Origin of the sequence: Burkholderia sp. Se-20378, assembly GCF_017104665.1 — a bacterium.
GTDB classification, from domain to species: Bacteria; Pseudomonadota; Gammaproteobacteria; order Burkholderiales; family Burkholderiaceae; genus Burkholderia; species Burkholderia lata.
In genome coordinates this window covers 18784-37430 of record NZ_JAAGPG010000033.1, presented here as the reverse complement: position 1 = coordinate 37430, position 18647 = coordinate 18784, and the positions used below count along the sequence as shown (strand labels likewise).

General features: G+C 66.5%; 19 protein-coding genes. 4 read left to right on the top strand and 15 right to left on the bottom strand.

Annotation, left to right across the window (positions count from 1 at the left end; genetic code table 11):
* Positions 1-16 precede the first annotated feature (16 nt).
* The 6 genes from G3N93_RS06970 to G3N93_RS06945 all read right to left on the bottom strand — a co-directional run bounded on the left by G3N93_RS06970 (position 17) and on the right by G3N93_RS06945 (position 6222).
* Positions 17-1108, bottom strand: a complete 1092-nt coding sequence (locus G3N93_RS06970; protein ID WP_174942042.1) for a hemin-degrading factor — start codon at positions 1106-1108, stop codon at positions 17-19.
* Positions 1109-1157: 49 nt separating this feature from the next.
* Positions 1158-3425 (bottom strand): TonB-dependent hemoglobin/transferrin/lactoferrin family receptor, encoded by a 2268-nt coding sequence (locus G3N93_RS06965; protein ID WP_174941200.1) that lies wholly within the window; start codon positions 3423-3425, stop codon positions 1158-1160.
* 238 nt (positions 3426-3663) lie between these two features.
* Positions 3664-3891: a hypothetical protein gene (locus G3N93_RS06960; protein ID WP_011353836.1), complete on the bottom strand. Its 228-nt coding sequence runs from the start codon at positions 3889-3891 to the stop codon at positions 3664-3666.
* A 198-nt stretch (positions 3892-4089) separates the two neighbouring features.
* Positions 4090-4473, bottom strand: coding sequence for a DUF6232 family protein (locus G3N93_RS06955; protein ID WP_174941198.1), 384 nt, complete (start codon positions 4471-4473; stop codon positions 4090-4092).
* A 124-nt stretch (positions 4474-4597) separates the two neighbouring features.
* The gene (locus G3N93_RS06950; protein WP_011353838.1) at positions 4598-4858 is read right to left on the bottom strand and encodes a DUF2866 domain-containing protein; all 261 of its coding nucleotides are present in this window, start codon (positions 4856-4858) and stop codon (positions 4598-4600) included.
* A gap of 212 nt (positions 4859-5070) precedes the next feature.
* On the bottom strand, positions 5071-6222 hold the full coding sequence (locus G3N93_RS06945) for a porin (RefSeq protein ID WP_174941196.1): 1152 nt from the start codon (positions 6220-6222) through the stop codon (positions 5071-5073).
* Positions 6223-6530: 308 nt separating this feature from the next.
* Here G3N93_RS06945 and G3N93_RS06940 point away from each other — a divergent pair, with 308 nt between their 5' ends.
* Positions 6531-7337 (top strand): MetQ/NlpA family ABC transporter substrate-binding protein, encoded by an 807-nt coding sequence (locus tag G3N93_RS06940; protein ID WP_011353840.1) that lies wholly within the window; start codon positions 6531-6533, stop codon positions 7335-7337.
* 128 nt (positions 7338-7465) lie between these two features.
* On the opposite strand, the gene G3N93_RS06935 is transcribed toward G3N93_RS06940, so the two are convergent.
* The 4 genes from G3N93_RS06935 to G3N93_RS06920 all read right to left on the bottom strand — a co-directional run bounded on the left by G3N93_RS06935 (position 7466) and on the right by G3N93_RS06920 (position 11829).
* Complete coding sequence (locus tag G3N93_RS06935) at positions 7466-8581, bottom strand: succinylglutamate desuccinylase/aspartoacylase family protein (protein WP_174941192.1); 1116 nt, start codon at positions 8579-8581, stop codon at positions 7466-7468.
* 223 nt (positions 8582-8804) lie between these two features.
* The gene (locus G3N93_RS06930) at positions 8805-9587 is read right to left on the bottom strand and encodes an ABC transporter substrate-binding protein (protein ID WP_174941190.1); all 783 of its coding nucleotides are present in this window, start codon (positions 9585-9587) and stop codon (positions 8805-8807) included.
* Positions 9588-9812: 225 nt separating this feature from the next.
* Positions 9813-10733 carry a LysR substrate-binding domain-containing protein gene (locus tag G3N93_RS06925; RefSeq protein ID WP_174916361.1) on the bottom strand — a complete coding sequence of 307 codons (921 nt, stop codon included), beginning with the start codon at positions 10731-10733 and terminating at the stop codon, positions 9813-9815.
* A gap of 148 nt (positions 10734-10881) precedes the next feature.
* Positions 10882-11829, bottom strand: coding sequence for a GlxA family transcriptional regulator (locus G3N93_RS06920; RefSeq protein WP_174941188.1), 948 nt, complete (start codon positions 11827-11829; stop codon positions 10882-10884).
* Between the two features lie 106 nt (positions 11830-11935).
* On the opposite strand from G3N93_RS06920, the gene G3N93_RS06915 reads away from it, so the two are divergent.
* Together G3N93_RS06915 and G3N93_RS06910 are read left to right on the top strand one after the other, a co-directional pair.
* Positions 11936-12244, top strand: a complete 309-nt coding sequence (locus G3N93_RS06915; protein ID WP_174942047.1) for a DUF3817 domain-containing protein — start codon at positions 11936-11938, stop codon at positions 12242-12244.
* Complete coding sequence (locus tag G3N93_RS06910) at positions 12241-12642, top strand: CopD family protein (RefSeq protein WP_206132626.1); 402 nt, start codon at positions 12241-12243, stop codon at positions 12640-12642. The genes G3N93_RS06915 and G3N93_RS06910 overlap by 4 nt, the downstream gene beginning before the upstream one ends.
* A gap of 46 nt (positions 12643-12688) precedes the next feature.
* On the opposite strand, the gene G3N93_RS06905 is transcribed toward G3N93_RS06910, so the two are convergent.
* The 3 genes from G3N93_RS06905 to G3N93_RS06895 form a co-directional block, all read right to left on the bottom strand.
* Positions 12689-13282, bottom strand: coding sequence for a hypothetical protein (locus tag G3N93_RS06905; protein ID WP_206132625.1), 594 nt, complete (start codon positions 13280-13282; stop codon positions 12689-12691).
* 213 nt (positions 13283-13495) lie between these two features.
* Positions 13496-14884, bottom strand: a complete 1389-nt coding sequence (locus tag G3N93_RS06900; RefSeq protein ID WP_174941180.1) for an NCS2 family permease — start codon at positions 14882-14884, stop codon at positions 13496-13498.
* A gap of 529 nt (positions 14885-15413) precedes the next feature.
* Positions 15414-16091, bottom strand: coding sequence for a TetR family transcriptional regulator (locus G3N93_RS06895; protein ID WP_206132624.1), 678 nt, complete (start codon positions 16089-16091; stop codon positions 15414-15416).
* 48 nt (positions 16092-16139) lie between these two features.
* Here G3N93_RS06895 and G3N93_RS06890 point away from each other — a divergent pair, with 48 nt between their 5' ends.
* Complete coding sequence (locus tag G3N93_RS06890; protein WP_206132623.1) at positions 16140-16805, top strand: O-methyltransferase; 666 nt, start codon at positions 16140-16142, stop codon at positions 16803-16805.
* 118 nt (positions 16806-16923) lie between these two features.
* Here the strand turns inward: G3N93_RS06890 and G3N93_RS06885 are convergent, their stop codons facing one another.
* The gene (locus tag G3N93_RS06885; RefSeq protein ID WP_206132622.1) at positions 16924-17460 is read right to left on the bottom strand and encodes a DUF3455 domain-containing protein; all 537 of its coding nucleotides are present in this window, start codon (positions 17458-17460) and stop codon (positions 16924-16926) included.
* 171 nt (positions 17461-17631) lie between these two features.
* Positions 17632-18642, bottom strand: coding sequence for an aldo/keto reductase (locus G3N93_RS06880; RefSeq protein ID WP_206132621.1), 1011 nt, complete (start codon positions 18640-18642; stop codon positions 17632-17634).
* Between the last annotated feature and the right edge of the window lie 5 nt (positions 18643-18647).

Sequence of the window (18647 nt, the reverse complement as noted above, 5' to 3'; positions counted from 1 at the left end):
TCGAACGGTCGCGCGCTCACCGCGCGCCTCCGCGTGCCGCGGCCGGCAGCGTCGCGACGAGTGCGCGCCAGTCGTCACGTTCGACCTTGCCGGGCTTGCGCTCGCCGAACAGCAGCGCGACGTGGTCGCCCTGCCGGTCGAAGAGTTCAAGCGACGTGACGATGCCGTCGCTCGTCGGCTTCTTCACGACCCACGCGGCGGCGATCAGGTCCTCGCGCACGTGCAGGTTGAAGCCCGGGTCGAGTACGTTGATCCATGCGCCGACCTCGCGCACGTTCGCGACGGGGCCCGTATGGATCTGGATCATCCCCGCATTGCCGACGAACACCATGATCGGCTGGCCGCTCTGCGCGGCTTGCTGGAGCACGTGCCGCAGCGCATGCGCGGTTTCAACCGGATACGCGTATTGCGGATCGGCGAGCCGCAGCGCCTGCATGCGGCTCACGCCGAAGCGCTGCGTGATGCCGAAGAACTGGTGCGTGTCGGTCATCGCGTCCCACGCGGCGCGGAAGCCCGTAACGTCGATCTCGGTGTCGGCGCGCTCGGGCGTTTTCGGCGCGGCGGGGGCGACCTCGAGGCCCGGCTCCTGCGACGGCGCACGCCAGCGCTCGACGAACGCGTCGTACGCGGCGTGGTCGCTGTGCGCGCGCAGGTACACCTTGTGGATCGCATGACCCTGCGCGTCGAAGAACTGCAGGCTCTTGAGCGGACCGTGCGCGGTTTCGTCGCGCACCGCGAACGCCGACACCCAGTGACGATAGAAGATGCGCAGGTCGATATCGCCGAGCGCGAGGCCGACGGGGCCGTCGTGGCTCATCTGCGCATATTCGCCATCCTTTTCGTGGACGGCCGTGTCGTTGCGCGTGAGCGCCATCACGCGGCCAAGGCGCGGCATTTCCTCGAACATCGCCGGAAAGCGCGCGTCGAGCCGCACGACGTGCTCGCCGACGAACGCGGCGAGCGCCTCGCCTTCGCTGACCCCGAGCGCCTGCGCGACGTCGCGGTTGCGCAGCTGGCGCTCGGTTTTGAGCTTGATGAACGCGTCGCGCAGCGCGGCGGCCGCGCGGGCCGGCGTGGCCGGTTGACCGGGAAGGGCGGATTGCATCATGTCGGACTCCTTCAAGTAACGGTTGGGGTGGCAGCGCGGGCGGCGCGCATCAGAAATCCACTTTCATGCTGACGGCGACCGTGCGTCCGGACGACGTATACGCATCGAGCACCTGCGAATCGGCGGCGATGCCGCGTACGTCCGACCAGTTCCAGTATTTGCGGTCGAACAGGTTGCGGATGCCGATCGTCGCGCTCACGTGCTTGTTGAAGCGGTAGCCGCCGCGCAGGTCGACGACGAACGACGACGGCGGCGAGAAGCACGCCTTGTTCGAGCAGTCGGACTTGTCGATGTCCTTGTCGCGTTTCGCGGCCTGGAACAGCAGGTCGGTCTGCACGTACCAGCGCTCGGTCGGCTCGTAGCGCACGCCGAACACGGCCGAGAACGGGTTGACGGTGTTCAGTGGCTGGCTGGCCGCGCCGTCGTTCTGCGTCGAGCCTTTCGTGAACGCCATTGCCGTCTTCAGCGTGATGCCGTTCGGCATCACCCATTCGGCGCGGCCTTCGAGGCCGTGAATGCGCGCGTCGGCGAAGTTCACGTACTGGAACACGAACGGGTCGGTTGGCCGGCCGCTGCCGGCGATCGTCGTGCGCGAGATGAAGTTGCGGTAGCGGCCCGTGAACGCGGCCGCGCTGTAGCGCACGACGCCGTAACCGGTGCCGGCCTTGCCGCGCAGGCCGGCTTCGAACGTATCGCTCGTCTCGGGCTTCAGGTTCGGATTGCCGATCGACGTGTAGCCGTACACCGGGTTCGAGAAGCTGCTGTTCACCTGGTCGGGCGTCGGCGCGCGGAAGCCGTGCGCGTACTGCACGTACGGAATGACCGCGGGCGTGATCTCGTAGAGCACGGCGACGCGCGGCGACAGTTCGTTCGCGCTCGTCGATACGGCCTTGCCGGTGAACAGCGGGTCGTTTTCGGTCGGGCTCAGCCGGTACGTGTCGAAGCGCAGGCCCGGCGTGACGAGCAGGCGGCCGTAGCCGATCTGGTCCTGCACGAATGCGCCGAACAGCGTGTAGTCGGTGTCGGGGAACGCCTTGTTCGGGAACGCTTCGCCGACGCCCGGCACCGTGCCGTCGCGCATGTTCGTCACGCGCGACACGCTGCCGTCGACGCCATACAGCAGCTTGTGCGCGAACGGGCCGGTCGCGAAGCCGCTTTCTGCGAACGCGGAGCCGCCGAACGTGCGCTCCTTGTACTGGTTGTCGCGCGAACGCGAAGCCGCCCGGCCGCGCGTCTCGAACGCGTACTGGTCCTGCTTCGCGTCCTGGTAGTAGAACTGCACGTGCGCGGTCTGGAACCAGCGGAATGCGTCGTCGCGGAAGTCGTAGTCGACGCTGAAGCGGTTGCGCTCGAGCCGGTCGTAGGTCGTGAGGCCGAGCGTGGTCGGCGGGCTGATCGCCGACAGCACGTCGGTGCTCACGCGGCGCTGCACCGTTTCGGCGGTGAACTTGATCGTGTCGCGCGTGGTCGGCGTCAGCACGAGCTTGCCGAGCAGCGATTCCGAATAGACGTCCTGCGGGTTCGACGTGGTGCGCAGCGTGCTCGCCGAGTTGTTGCTGCCGCGCGTGTCGACCTCGTGGCCGCGCCGGCCGTCGGCGATGATCATCCCCTGCACGCGATCGTTGCCGCCCGCGGCCGACACGGTCGCGCCGACGCTGCGGTCGGCCGAGTCGTAGCTCGGCCGGAACGAGAAGTAGTAGGGCTTGTTGTAGATCGACAGCAGGTCGCGCGGATCCTTCGTGATGAAGTTCACCGCGCCGGTCAGGCCGTCGCTGCCGTAGAGCGCCGAGGCCGGCCCGCGCAGGATCTCGATGCGCTTGAGCGTGTCGAGATCGGCGTAGTCGCCGCGCCCCGCTTCGAGCGGCCCGAATGAAAACGCGTTCGGCAGGCGGATGCCGTCTTCCATCAGCAGCACGCGATTGCCTTCGAGGCCGCGGATGTTGATGCTCGAATCGCCGTCGCGGCCGCCGCCGAGCGCGGCGCTGCCGGGCCGGTACGCGGTGCGGCGCACGGTGACGCCCGGCTCGTAGCGCAGCGCGTCCTTGATGTTGGTGGCCTGCTGTTCTTCCAGATCCTCGTCGGTGATCACCGAGACGGACGCAGCCGTGCGGCTCGCGGCCGTGGCGGTGCGGTTGGCCGTGACGGTGACGGGGTCGAGCAGCGCCGCATCGCCGCGTGTGGACGCGGCGACGAGAATGGTGGAAGGCGAGGTGGCGCCTTGCGGCGTCGAATCGGCGTGAGCCGTGGCGGCGGACAGGCCGAACGCGCCGAACAGCGCGGCACAGATCGGCCGCCGCGCCAGCGTATAGCAATGCACAGGTGGTCTCCCATTGATGATGACAAGCCCGAAGGCTGGCTGGGTGACGCGTTCACCTGGCTGGCCCGCCCGCGCACGGAAGGCGGCGAGCGGCGAATTGAAAGGCAACTGATAACTTTACCAGTGTAAATGAGAATTATTATCAATACAAGAACGGAAAGCGGCTCGCGTAGGTGAGCGCTTACCTGCACGGCTCGGGCGAGCCGCGGCGGGAAAATCGGGAGAAACGCGGGCCCGGCTAGGCGAGCGCTTCGATGCGGATCAGCAGGTTGCGCGCATGCGTGATGAACGCGTCGTGCGTCGCGCGATCGCTGTGGCCTTCGAGGCCGGCCTGTTCGGCGAACGCGATCTGTTCGGTGTAGAGGTCGACGAGCGCACGGCGTGCGTCAGGGGGAAGCGCGCGGATCATCGACACGATCAGCAGTTCCTGCGCGCGAAGCGTGCCGGACAGCGTCTGGACGTTCATGCTGGCCTCCTCGGACGATGCGGCGGCGAGCCGCTCTTTCCATACTATGCGGTCGGCGTGCGCAGTGCAGGCGGGGTGTTGGCCAGGCGGTGGGCGGAATGCGATTCGACGGGGCAATCGACGGCGGCGTTGCCCGACGCGAAACGCGCCGCGCGCGGCCGCGCACCGTGAATCGAAGTGTGCAGGGGGCGAACGGAATCAGCCGGCCGACTTCGCGGCCTGCGCATCGCGCACGACTTGCGCGACGCGTTCGACGAACTCGGCGTCGACGCTCGACAGCGCTTCGCGCTTGCCGTCGGGCATCTCGACCATCAGCCGATACGTGATGTCCTGCGTGGCCCATGCCAGATAGCCGACGACGGCGAGCATCACGCCGACGACGAGCGCGGCGCTCGATCCGGCGATGCCGCCTGCGACGGCGACGGCCGCGCCGATCAGCGAGATCAGCGACGGCACGAGGCGGTTCTTCGGAATCTTGACGACATCGACCTGACGGATATCACGGAGTGCGAATACCTGACCGGCGGCCGACAGGCCGTTGCGCGTGATCATCACGCCACGTTCGTTGAATGCGTTTTCCATCGTGTGTTGCGTGGACGAAAACGCGCAGCGTAGCAGGTTTCGTTGCTGCATCAAACGAGACCGACTGCCGCACGATGCGTGCGGCGCGGCTGAAAGACGGGAAGCGGGGGGAACAAAAAGGCGTTCAGAACTGCAGGCGGCCGTCGCCGTAAAGCCGGCCCGGCACGTGTGAGGCGACGACTTCGGCGATCTCTTCGTCGGTCGATTCGGCCGGCACGATCTGGCGCCGTGCGGGCGCGTCGAGATGCATCGTCCATTCGACGAGACGATACGGCCGGCCCCACGGGCGCTGCATTTCGACCGATACGCGGCAGCTCTGGACCGGCATCGAGTGTTGGCACGTCAGAATCGCGTGCAGATGGCTGAAAACGGTATCTTCGATCATCATGGCCTCCGATCCTGTCTCGTCTTGTGGGCAATCGATGGCGGCGCCGTCGGCGGTTCAAAAAAAAAGCCGCCGATGCTCAGGCGGCCAACAGGGGGGGTGAGAGCATCCTCTCAGCCCAGAATTAAGCGAAACTTAAAAGCACATAAAAAAGCGCCCCGCGTGGAGCGGGGCGCTTCTTGCCGTCGTGATCCGCGAGTTAAGCGGATGCTTTAGAACTTGTGACGGATACCGACGCGAGCGGCGAGCTGGTTCGACGCGCCCGTGCCCGACGTGTTGAAGTAGCTCGTGCTCGAGCCGATCTGCGCCTGCACGTTGTTGCCCGACGCCTTCTGGTAGATCACCAGGCCGTACACGTCCGTACGCTTGCTGAGTGCGTAGTCGAGAGCCAGGTTGCCCTGGTTCCAGTGTGCCGAGCTGCCGCTCTGCGTGGCGTTCGTGTACGTGTAGCCTGCTGCTGCCGACAGGGCCGGCGTGATCGCGTACTTCAGGCCTGCTTCGTATGCGTTGTAGAACGTGCCCGATGCGCCGGCAGCGATCGGGGTGAACTGCGTGCGCGTCCACAGGGCCCATGCCGTTGCCGGGCCGAAGACGTAGCGGCCGCCGACGCCGTACGTGCGCAGGTCGCGGATGTTGGTCAGCGCGAGGTTCGCGATCGACGTCGAGAATGCCGGCGTCGACTGGCTCGGGAAGCGGATGTCCGTGTACGCTGCGCCCAGCGAGAACGGGCCGTTCGCGTAGTTCAGGCCGAAGCTGTAAGCGCGCGACGAGCCGCCGGTGTTCGAAGCGCCCGTGCCGTTTGCGCCGGCGAAGTCGGTCGAGTTCGAGAAGCCGTACAACGCGCCGAACGTGAAGCCCGAGTAGTTCGCGCTCTGGAACTTCACGGCGTTGTTGATGCGGCTCGACGTCAGCTGGTCGATGTCGTTCACGTGGTACGCGTAGTTACCCGCGACCGTGTTGCCGCCGGTCGAGTAGTTCGAGCCGAGGACGTCGGTCGAGAACGAGTACTGGCGACCGAACGTGACCGTGCCGTATTGCTGCTGGCTCAGGCCGACGTACGCTTGACGACCGAAGATCGCGCCACCCTGGCCGATCGTGCCGTTGCCGCTGTTGAAGCCGTTTTCGAGCACGAAGATCGCCTTCAGGCCGCCACCGAGGTCTTCGGTGCCGCGCAGGCCCCAACGGCTGCCTTGAGCAACGCCGTCGTCGTACTTGAACATCTTGCCGCTACCGGTAGCGGTCTTGCTGTGGTTCACGTAGCTGATACCGGCATCGATGACACCGTACAGGGTCACGCTGCTTTGTGCGTGAGCTGCGCCGGTCGTTGCTGCCAGGACGGCGATGGTCAACAGTTTCTTGTTCAAAGGATTCTCCGAGCGAATAAATGGCGTGTCCAGTTGCGGTTCCGGCGCTCTCTATGGGCGCTTTCACGGACCGGCGGCAACTTTATCGAGGGGCCACGTAATGAATATGACAGCGACTGTCATATGAAGAATGTGTGGCGTCGATGCGACACTGGATTCTGCCCGGTTGCGCTATCGGGGGTTATACCGAATTCGGCTGAGAATCGATCCGGATCGGGAATATGCACATGAAATAAGCTTGGTTGGTGGCGTTCCGGCCCCATGCCACGATCCGTGTTCCAACAAACGACACGGGACAAGAGGACACCATGCGACGTTCATTCCTGACCGGCCTCGGCGCACTCGCCGCCGCGCTGGCATTCGCGGCGCCCGGCGCGCACGCCGACCCGCAAACGCTGAAAATCGGCACGATGAGCGGCCCCGACGCACAGATCTGGACCGAAGTGACGAAGGTCGCCGCGCGCGAAGGCCTCGCGATCAAGGTCATCGAATTCAACGACTACGTGCAGCCGAACGCGGCGCTCGATTCCGGCGATCTGGACGCGAACGGCTTCCAGCACCAGCCGTTCCTCGACAGCCAGATCAAGCAGCGCGGCTACAAGATCGTCAACGTCGGGCTCACGTACACGGCGCCGATGGGCTTCTATTCGAAAAAGCTCAAGTCGCTGAAGGACTTGCCGGTGGGCGCGAAGGTCGGGATCCAGAACGATCCGTCGAACGGCAACCGCGCGCTGCTGCTGTTGCAGAAGTACGGCGTGATCAAGCTGAAGGCGGGTGCCGGCACGAACGGCGTGAATGCGACGCCGCTCGACGTCGCCGAGAACCCGAAGAAGATCAAGATCGTCGAACTCGACGCCGCGCAGCTGCCGCGCGCGCTGCCCGACGTCGATGCCGCGTCGATCAACACCGACTACGCGGTGAAAGCCGGGCTCACGCCGGTGAAGGATGCAATCGCGATCGAGGACCTGCGCGGGCCGTACGCGAACCTGATCGCGGTGCGCGCGCAGGACAAGGACAAGGCGTGGGTGAAGAAGCTCGTCGCGGCCTATGAATCGGACGACGTGCGCAAGTTCATCGACCAGAAGTTCGGCGGCGCGATCGTGCCGGCGTTCTGAGCGCTTTCACTTACCGGATGGCCGGATTTCGACGATCCGGAAAGCAAATCGCCCGCGCAAGCGGGCGATTTCGTTGGTGCGCGCGGTGAACGCAATGCGCGCCGTTCCCCGGCGCGCAAGCCGCCCGCTCAGGCCGACAGCAGCGAACCCGTGCGGATCGCGGTCGCGCCGGCAATCCGCGCGACTTCCATGCCGGCCGTCGCGAAGCGCACGATCTGGCGCGCGTACAGCACGCCCGACACGCTGCTCTTCAGCGTGACGACGCGATCGGTCAGCGGATCGACGATGTCGGCCACGGCCTGGCCGACCTCGATCATCACGCCGACCGGCGTGCGGAACACGATCACGCCCGACACGGGCGCGACGAGCGGATCGGTGCCCGCGAGCGGCGTGGCCGGATGCGCGAGCGGCGGCAGCGGCGCCGGCGTGCCGTCGACGACACCGCGCTCGGTCAGGTATTCGACGATCGCCTGCGCGTCCTTTTCGGCGAACTCGTACGACACGTCGCGCTCGCTGCGCAGCTCGATCGTGACGGAAATCGCGCCGTTCGGGATCGGGAAGCGGTCGCCGAAGCGGTTGCGCAGGTCCGACCAGCAGAAGCTGTGGATCTCGTCGAACGGGTTGCCAACGGAATTCAGCGCGAGCAGCGACGCCTGCGCGTCGAGGTAGCGCGACAGCGGCTCGACGTCCGGCCACAGGTCGGGATTCGTGTAGAGGTGCATGACCGCATCGCTATCGCAGTGCAGGTCGAGCACGATATCGGCGTCGAACGACAGCTTCTGCAGCGCGAGGCGCTGCGAGTCGAGCTCGGTACGCGGCTTCTGCTCGTCGAGCGCTTCGCGCATCGCGGCGCGCACGGCGACGAGGTTGTGCTGCGCGTCGTTCGTGAGGCGGTTTTCGACACGCGGCAGCACGAGCGCCGCGAGATCGTAGAAATTGCGGTTGAAGTTCTGCATCGAGCCGAGCTCGAAGCGGCCGAGGTGATCGCCGAACACGTGTTGCGACAGGCCGATCGGGTTCGGCACGGGCACGATGACGACTTCGCCGCGCAGCTTGCCGGCCGTCTCGAGCGCGGCGATCTTGCGGCGCAGCAGCGTGGCGACCAGCATGCCGGGCAGTTCGTCCGCGTGCAGCGACGACTGGATATAGACCTTCTTGCCGCCGCGCGGGCCGTAGTGAAAGCTCGTGATCTGGCGTTCGGTACCGACGGCGGGGGAAATCAGCGGATGGGTCTGCGTTTGCATGATGGGGAGTGCGGCGCAGCCGCGAATGATCCGGTGTGCGTGGAAGATCGATTGTACGTTGCCCCCTCGCCGCCATCAAACCGGCGCCAGAACACGTCGATTTTCTTTGAGAATCATCAGGTTGGTGCGGAAAAAATAACGCCGCCGGCACCGCGTGCGAAAAAAAACGGGCTCCTTGCGGAGCCCGTTCGTGCCGAAGCGAAGCGTGCGCTTGGCAGGCGGATTACTTGCCGTAGACGTCGAAATCGAAGTACTTCTTCGCGATCTTGTCGTACGTGCCGTCCTTGCGCATGCCGGCGATCGCGCCGTCGATCTTCGTCTTCAGATCGGTGTCTTCCTTGCGCAGGCCGATGCCGGCGCCGTTGCCGAGCGTCTTCGGATCGTCGATGTCCTTGCCGGCGAAATCGAAGTTCGCGCCGCGCGGCGTCTTCAGGAAGCCGATTTCAGCCTGCACCGCGTCCTGCAGCGCGCCGTCCAGACGGCCCGAGATCAGGTCGGCGTAGACCTGGTCCTGGTTCTGGTAAGGCACGACGTTCACGCCCTTCGAGGCCCAGTACGTCTTCGCATAGGTTTCCTGGATCGTGCCCTGCTCGACGCCCACCGACTTGCCCTTCAGCGATTCGGCCGTCGGCATCAGGCCGGCGCCCTTCTTCGTGACGAGGCGCGTCGGCGTGTTGAACAGCTTCGCCGAGAAGGCGATCTGTTCCTGACGCGCCGGCGTCATCGACATCGACGACAGCACGCCGTCGAACTTGCGGGCCTTCAGTGCCGGAATCATCCCGTCGAAGTCGTTTTCGATCCACACGCACTTCGCGTTCATGCGGCGGCAGATTTCATTGCCGAGGTCGACGTCGAACCCGACCACCTTGCCGTCAGCGCCTTTCGATTCGAAAGGCGGGTAGCTTGCGTCGACGCCGAACCGCACGGTCGTCCAGTCCTTCGCATACGCGGTGCCTGCCGATACGGCGAGCAGGGCTACGGTCACAGCCGCAAGAATCTTTTTCACTCGGTGACTCCTCGTTTTGTTCGATGGGTGCGCGGTTGTGCCGCGCCGTAAGCCTTCGGCCCGGCGCGGCTTCGCGACAGGCTGTCCGTTTCGCCACCCGATGCGGGCGCGCGACGTGCGCAAGATTATCAAGACAAAATACCGGCAGGGCGCCTAGGACAAGCCCCGATACCGGGCCCGGCGGCGGCGCGTCGGGTGCGCCGCCGTTTCAGACACAGGAACGATTCAGCCGAGCGTTTCGTTGACCGCGCGCTGCAGGCACGTGACGAATTGCGTGACGGCGGGCGTGGGCAGCAGGTCGCGCCGCGCGATGATCGACAGGTCGAAGCGCGGCATGCTTTCGTCGAGTTCGGCCGTGCGGATGCCGAGCGGCGCGACCATCGCGGCCAGCGGGCGCGTGAAGCAGCCGATCACGTCCGAGCGCGCGACGAGCCCGAGGGTCACCGCGAACGACATCGGCGATCGCAGCAGGCGCTTCGGCAGCGGCAGCCCGTGCGCCTCGAACATCCCGACCATCACGCTGTGCGGAAACTGCTCGGCGCCGACGGTGACGATCCATTCGGCATCGAGCAATTCCTCTAACCGGCGCGCATGCGCAAGCGGGTGGCCTTCGCGCATCACCACGGTGAATTCGGTCGACAGCAGCGGCGATTGCGTGAAATCGCGGTCGAGCGCGGGCACATGGTGCATCGCAGCGATGTCGAGCGTGCCGTTGCGCAACTGCGCGAGCGCGTCGGGCACCGTCACTTCCTCGAGATGCAGGCTCACGTTCGGCATCGACTGGCGGAATGCCGTCACCGCGCGCGGCAGCGCGGTCAGCGCGATCGACGGCATCGTGCCGACCGCGACGCGCCCCGACATCTCGCCTTTCACCTGCTCGACGGCCTCGACCGTGCGGCGGATATCGCCGAGCAGCTGCTCGGCGCGCGGCAGCAGCGCATGGCCGCATGCGGTCAGCTCGACGCCGCGTACGCTGCGCGCGAGCAGTTCCGCGTTGAGCGCCGTTTCGAGCTCGCGGATCGTATGCGTGATCGCGGGCTGCGTGACGCCGAGTTCGCGTGCGGCGGCGCGCAGGCTCTTGTGATGCGCGGCGGAGACGAACGCCTGGAGCTGCGCGATGTTCAGGGGGTTGCGGATGCGGGTCATCGATCGGGTCCGGTTGGCGCGATGCTGTGGCGGGCGATGGGGTGTTGCTGAATTCGGTAGTGATCCTGACGGTTGCGTGCGCATGATCTTTCGCCACCGGGGACCGGCAATGCGAGCCGCGGTGCGGCAGGTAGCGACGAGGTGATCATCATGCGCCGGTTCGCGCACGGAACGCCTGACGATACCGCTGCGGCGACGTGCCGACGATGCGCGCGAAGCGCTCGCGAAACGCGGTGACCGAACCGAAGCCGGCCTCTGTCGCGACATGCTCGATCGACAGCTCCGTGACCTCCAGCAACTGCTGCGCATGCCTGACGCGCGCGGTCTGCAGCCATTGCCGCGGCGACGTGCCCGTCTGCTCCTGGAAGCGCCGCGTCAGTGTGCGCACGCTCGTCGACGCCTTGCGGGCCATCGCGTCGAGCGTGAGCGGCTTGCGCAGGTTGGCCTGCAGCCAGTCCATCAGCCCCTGCAGGCCGTCGGTGCCGCTCGGCCATTCCGGCGCGATGAACTGCGCCTGCCCGCCTTCGCGGACCCGCGGCGCCACCGCACAGCGCGCCGCGTCGACGGCAACTGCCGCGCCGTAGTCGGCCTGGATCAGGTGCAGGCACAGATCGAGGCCGGCCGCCGCGCCGGCCGACGTCAGTATCTGTCCGTTGTCGACGAACAGCACGTTCGGATCGACCGTCACGCCTGGATAGCGGCGCGCGAGTTCGGCGGCCGCGAGCCAGTGCGTGGTCGCGCGCAGGCCGTCGAGCAGCCCGGCTTCCGCGAGCACGAACGCGCCGCTGCAGATCGACGCGATCCGGCAACCGCGCGCGGCTGCCGCGCGCAGTGCCGCGATCACGTGACGCGATGTGGGCGCGAGCGGCACGGACGTGCCGGGAACGACGATCGTGTCGGCATCGGCGAGCGCGTCGAGACGAAACGGGGGGCGGAGATCGAACAGGTCGCCCGCGACACGTGCGTGCTCGCTGCACACGCGGACGCGGTAGGGCTGCGCGACGGTGGGCGAGCGCACGCGTGCGAACGTGTCGCACGCGATGCCCAGATCGAACGGGACGACCTCGGGCAGGGCGAGAACGGCGACCGTATGCATGGCGTTCGGGGGCTTGGCCAGAATCCGTTTAAAGATGTCATTTTAGCCAATGGCCCGGAACGGCACCACACGCGACAATCGTCGCGGGCCAACCTGGAGACTGCCGATGCAACAAGACGATCGCAATGCGCTGCGGAACCTGCAATACCTGTCGTTGCTGGAGGCGACCACGCTTGTCGTGCTGGTGTGCGTCGCCGTGCCGCTCAAGCACCTGGCCGGTTATCCGGCTGCGGTATCGATCATGGGCCCGGTGCACGGCATCGCGTTCGCGATGTACGTGTGGGCGGTCGTCGGCACCGCGTCGAGCGGGCTGTGGAGCAGGGCCGAAGTCGCGCGGCTCGTGCTGGCGGCCGTCGTGCCGTTCGTCGGCCTGACGAGTGCCGGATGGATCGCGCGCAGGAGGCATGCGCAATGATCTATCTGTGGCTCAAGGCCGTTCATGTCGTTGCCATGGTCACGTTCGTCGGCGGCCTGCTGCTGCTGTCTGTCGGCGTGCGTATCGCCAACCTCGCCGTGCATCGCGCGGTGCGCCGCTGGGACCGCACGGTGACGGCACCCGCGCTTGCGCTCGTCTGGATTGCGGGGATCGCGCTGGCGCTGAACGGTCACTGGTTCGGCGCGGCGTGGCTGTCGGTCAAGCTCGCGGTGGTCGTTGCGCTGTCGGCGCTGCACGGGATCCTGGCCGGCACGCTGCGGCGGATGGAACGCGACGATCTCGTCGTCGTGCCGGCGCCGTGGCTCGGGCAGGCGGCGGGGGTGGTCGTGGCCGCGACGGCGATCGTCGTCGGGCTGGTCGTGATCAAGCCGTTCTGATGCGCAGGCCGGCGCGTGCCGGCCATCGGCGGAGGCGGGATAGTTCCTACGCCAGCGCCATCTCCACCGCCGCCAGCGTGCGGCGCCGAATCCAGCCGCTCGCCATCCGGATCGCAAGCCAGTACGGCATGAACAGCAGCCGCGTGCGTACGGTCGGGCAATGCACGAAGGTTTCGGTGCGCAGCATGTGCGCGCCCGACGCGAGCCCGACGACTTCGAAGCAGAGCACCAGCTTCGCATCGCGCGGGTCGTCGTGCCGCACGAACGCCGCCGCGTCGGCGATCTTCAGCACGCCGAGATCCGGACGCCAGAAGCGGCCGATCAGGCCGAACGACAGCGACGTTTCGTCGCGATGCAGCGGCGTGAACGCATGGAGGCCGAAGCGTTCGCGTTCGACTCGCGACGTGCCGTGGCGCAGCGACGCGGCGAGGGCCACCGGGAATTCACGGACGTTGAGCAGTGCGTCGACGACCGGATCCGTGCGCATGTCGAGCGCGGCGACCGTGTCGATGATGCGCGCCGGCGCGGCATCGATCGGTTTCGATTCGTGCACTTCGTGGAAGCCGAACGACGGGATGAACGGCGGCTTGTGCACCGACGTCCGGGTGCTCGTTTCGGAGACGATGCCGAGCGCGTTCATGGGGGCTCCTGAAGGCAAAGCACGATCGTAGCACCGGGGGCGGATTCACGCCGCGCCGTTGATGCGATGCACGCCGCATGGCGTCGCCTCAACAAAAAAAGCCTGGAAACTTGCGTTCCCAGGCCTGGAGACCATCAACGATGATGGTGGAGGAGACGATGTCGTCCCGATGCGCGCCGTCCTTCTGCCGGCGACGTCGCGCACGTTTCGCGGTCAGATCGCCCAGCCGCCGAGATAGAACGTGACGAGCACGGCCGCGATGAGCACGGTGCCGACGTTGAGCTTGCGGAATTCGCCGCTGGCGATGCGGCCGATCACGAGCGTCGAGAAGCCGAGCATGATGCCCGTCACGATGTTCGCAGTCAGCACGATGAACACCGCGCACACGAGGCCCGACATCGCGTCGACCATGTCGTCCATGTGCAGCTTGCTCACGCTGCCAAGCATCAGCAGGCCGACGTACATCAGCGCCGGTGCCGTGGCGTACGACGGCACGAGGCCCGCGAGCGGCGAGAAGAACATCACGACGAGGAACAGCAGGCCGACCACGGCGGCCGCGAGGCCCGTCTTCGCGCCGGCGGCCACGCCGACGCTCGACTCGATGTAGGCCGCCGCCGGCGCGCCGCCGAGGAAGCCGGAGAAGATCGAGCTGATCGAATCGGCGGTCAGCGCACGGCCGCCGTTGATGATGCGACCGTTTTCGTCGAGCTGGCCGGCCTGGCCTGCGACTGCGCGGATCGTGCCGGTCGCGTCGAACACGGCGGTCATCACCAGCGCCAGCACGCTCGGTAGCACGGCCATCGACAGCGCGCCCTTGATGTCCATCGCGCCGATCAGCGACGCATGGCCCGGTGCGCTCAGCGACGGCAGCGCGAAGATGCCGTGGTACTTCACGCTCGGATCGAAGATCAGGCCGAAGATCGAGATCGCGATCACGACGAGCAGGATGCCGCCCGGCACGCGACGCTTTTCGAGGCCGAAGATCGCGGCGAGGCCGATGACCGACATGATGACCGGGAGCGAGGTGATCTGGCCGAGCGAGACCGGCAGGCCGGCGCCCGGGTTCTTGATCACGAGGCCGACGTCGTTCGATGCGATCAGCAGCAGGAACAGGCCGATGCCGATCCCGGTGCCGTGCGCGACGCCCGCGGGCAGGTTGCGCAGGATCCACGAACGCACGCCGGTGACGGAAATGCCGGTGAACACGAGGCCCATCAGGAACACGGCGCCGAGTGCGACGGTCGGCGACAGCCCCTTGCCGAGCACGAGGCCGAACGCGGTGAACGCGGTCAGCGAGATCGCGCAGCCGATCGCGATCGGCAGCTTCGCCCACAGGCCCATCAACAGCGAACCGAACGCGGTGGTGAGGCAGACCGCGACGAACACGGCACTCGTGTCGAAGCCGGCCTTGCCGAACATGCCGGGAACGACGAACACGGAATAGACCATCGCGAGGAAGGTCGTGACGCCGGCAATGATCTCGCGACGCTGCGTGCTGCCGCGCGACGAAATGCCGAAGTACCGGTCGATGACTCCCTTGGTGCCAAAGTCAGTTTCTTCCGCGCCGACGCCGACCGTCGGCTGCACCGGGGTATCACTCATGAGCTTGCTCCTTTATCAGCATGCTGAAACGGCCCGTAGCGAACCGTCGTCAGGGTGTCTCGTATCTAGTTGGGATTGTCGGCAACGTCGTGGGGACGAATGACGCGTGATCCGTGTCGTTACGTGCGAATCGAAACGATCGCGAGGGTGTCGCGTCGTGCGACGCGTTGTGGGGTCGACCCCGTCACGTGTGCTTTGCCGTAGCGAAGGTTAGGCGAACGGCCCATCACGTCCCATTGGGAAAAGAGCATGCAGCGCATGTCTCAGCGCTTATATCGGCGTGCAACGGGGCTCCGTCGCGACGACACGCGTGTATACGCCTAGTTCGAATCCGTTAAGGCGATTATTTGAACGCGGGGTCGACGGGCTGGGGGAAAGCGGGGGATGCATCTAAAATTACAAATGTCTTTCATGATGGCCGGGCAGGCCGGTGGAAACAGGGGCGGGTGACGGGATTCGCCGCCGCGCGCAACCTGCATTCGGACGATCGCGCCATCGCGCGGGGGCGGTTTTCGTCGTCGCCCCGGCCTCAATTGTGCGCGAGATGGTCGAGATATGCGCAGAACATGTCGGCCATCGCGGTCGAATACGCGTCGATTTCGTCGGGAGAGCGCTCGCTTTCCGAAAACGCCTTGCCCGCCGTGGTGAGCGTCGTGGTGATCAGGTCGCACGCGAGCGTGCGCGTGGCTGCCGGGGCATCGGGCAGCGCCTCCCGCATGAACGCCTGGAAGATGCGGTTGCCGGCCGCTTTCGCTTCCTGTGCCTCGGGCGCGTCGCGATAGAGCGGTGCGGTGTCGTCGAGCGCGATGCGCATCCGCGCCTCGTCGCATTCGGAACGGATGAACGCGTGAACCGCCGTGCGCAGCCGCTCGGGCGGCGTCTGGCTCGCGTCCTCCAGCATCCCGCGCAGCATCTCGGCCGTCTGCCGCCATTCGTCGTGCTGCAGCCGGAACAGCACCGCCGCCTTGTTCGGGAAGTACTGGTACAGCGAGCCCACGCTCACGCCGGCACGTTCGGCGACCCGCGCCATCGTGAAGCGCTGCGCGCCTTCGCTCGCCAAAACCTGAACAGCAGCCTGCAGGACGTCTTCGACGAGCCGGGTCGAGCGGGCCTGCTGAGGCTGTTTGCGCGTGGCAATCCGGGCGTTCGGGCGGTCGGTCATGAGCGGTTTGCCAATGCGAATAGTAAAACCTGAATAGTTCGTCATATTCTAATCGGGTGCCACGACGTACTCAACCCGAACCCGGAGATTCGCATGACCACCCTGACGCTCGACCCGCTGGCTTCGCTGCTGGCACGCCTGTTCAACGAAGCCGACGCCTCGTCGCCCGCGACGAGCCCGGACTTCGCCAGCCTGTCGCGCGACGAGCAAGCGCGGCTGATGCGCAGCAAGACCGACTACACCGATCTGTATGCGCGCCTGAAGGACTATCCGCTTGCCGTGTCGCGCGAGACGGGCACGCTGCTGTACATGCTCGCGCGCAGCGGCGGCGTGCGGTCGATCGTCGAATTCGGCACGTCGTTCGGCATTTCGACGCTGCATCTCGCGGCCGCGCTGCGCGACAACGGCGGTGGCCGGCTGATCACGAGCGAATTCGAACCGTCGAAAGTCGTGCGGGCGCGGGCGAACCTGGCGGCGGCCGGGCTTGCCGATCTCGTCGAGATTCGCGAGGGCGATGCGCTGCGCACGCTGGCTGCTGATCTTCCGGAAACGGTCGACCTGTTGCTGCTCGATGGCGCGAAGGCGCTGTATCCCGAGGTGCTTGCACTCGTCGAGCACCGGTTGCGGCCGGGCGCGTTCGTCGTTGCCGACAATGCCGATTTCAGCCCCGACTATCTCGCTTACGTACGCTCACCGGAGAACGGCTATCTGTCGGTGCCGTTCGGCGGCGATGTCGAGTTGTCGATGCGGATCGGTTGAGCGCAGCGCGACCTGAACGGAGGCATGCATCCTTGCTTGAAGAATAGGATGACTGATTAATCTGGTGTGTGAAAGTCAACATCGCGACGGCGCCCGACGCTTCGGGCGCCGTCGCGCGTTACTTCAGGAACACATAGCGTGCGAAATACGGAAAGCGGCCGATCGCATGCTCGGTCGAACACGCTGCATCCGGCGGCATGCCGCCCGCGGTGTCGAGCCGCTGCACAAAGCGCACGCCGGCAAGCGTGCCGGCCGTGGCCTTCGCGTCCGTTGCGGCCGGTGTCGCAGCGAGCAGGAGTTGCGGAATGCTGCCCGGGTGTGCACTTGGCGCTTCCGCGAGCTTCTTGCCGGTGATGCGGCTGCCATCGGGCGCTTCCCATGACGGCCCCGTGCCGTGCCGGACGACGAGCGTGCCGCCGGCGTCGAACAGCATCGCTTCCGGGTGCTGGAACACCCACGCGAGCTTGTGTCCGGCATCGTAGTCGCACGTGTAGACCTGGATGCCAGCCGCGGTCGTCGACAGCACGGGCGTGGCCGGCTGGGGCGGCGCGAGGCCAGCGGAGTCGTCGGCGCGGGCGGACGACGCGCAGAAGGCTAGTGCAACGCAGGCCGCGGCGGCCGGCAGCAGGGGGCGTTTCGGGAAGCGGCTTCGCATGGCGAGGCATCCTTTCAGGTCGGGTGACAGGTATACGTCGACGAACCCGTAAACGCTAGACGCCAATTGCACCGGCTGCAATGCGCAAATGGCAATCGAGGCGATAGCCGCCGCGATTGCGCGCGGCCCGGGATGCGCGGCCGTTGGTTGACGCGGCCGCGCATGCCCGACTCAACCTCGAATCGAGCCAACCGGCGTCGGTGCATGTGCGGCGATCAGGCGCTCGGCTTTCAGCGCATCCCACAGTTCGACCGGGATCGACACCGCTGCGAGACGCAGGTTGTCGTCGATGCGATCGGGCCGGCTGGCGCCAGGGATCGCGGCCGCGACGGCCGGGTGCGCGAGCGAGAATTGCAGCGCCACCGCGCGGACATCGACGCCGAATCGTTCGCAGATCTGGCGAATGCGCGCGACGCGGTCGAGCATGGCCTGCGTGGCCGGTTGATACTCGTAATGGGTTCCGCCCGCCAGCACACCCGAGTTGTACGGGCCACCGACGATGATGCCGAGCCCGCGCGCGGCGCTTTCCGGCATCAGCCGTTCGAGCGCGCCGGCATGATCGAGCAGCGTGTAGCGGCCGGCGAGCAGGAAGCCGTCGGGGTCCGCGCGTTCGAGCGCGAGCTCGCACGGTTCGACGCGGTTCACGCCGAGGCCCCAGCCCTGGATGACCTTTTCGTCGCGCAGCCGCGTGAGGGCCCTGGCCGCGCCCGACATCGCGACGTCGAACACGTCGCGCCAGGCGTCGCCGTGAAAATCGACGGCCGGGTCGTGAATCCACACGGTGTCGAGCCGGTCGGTGCGCAGCCGCTTGAGGCTCGCGTCGATCGAGCGCAACGTGCCGTCTTCGGTGTAGTCGTAGACGATCCGGTTCGGCAGCCCGTGGCGGAACAGGCCGCCTTTTTCGCCGAGATCGCGTTGCGATGCGTCTTCGTGTTCGTCGAGGACGAGCCGGCCGACCTTGGTGCCGAGCGAATACGCGTCGCGCGGGCGCCCCGCGAGCGCTTCGCCGAGGCGCAGCTCGGCGAGGCCGGCGCCATACAGCGGCGCGGCGTCGAAGTAGCGGATACCGCTTTCCCACGCCGCGTCGACCGTGGCCAGCGCTTCTTCGTGCGGGATGTCCCGGTACATGTTGCCCAGCGGCGCGGTGCCGAAACCCAGGCGGGAAGGGAGCGTGATTCTCATGAGCA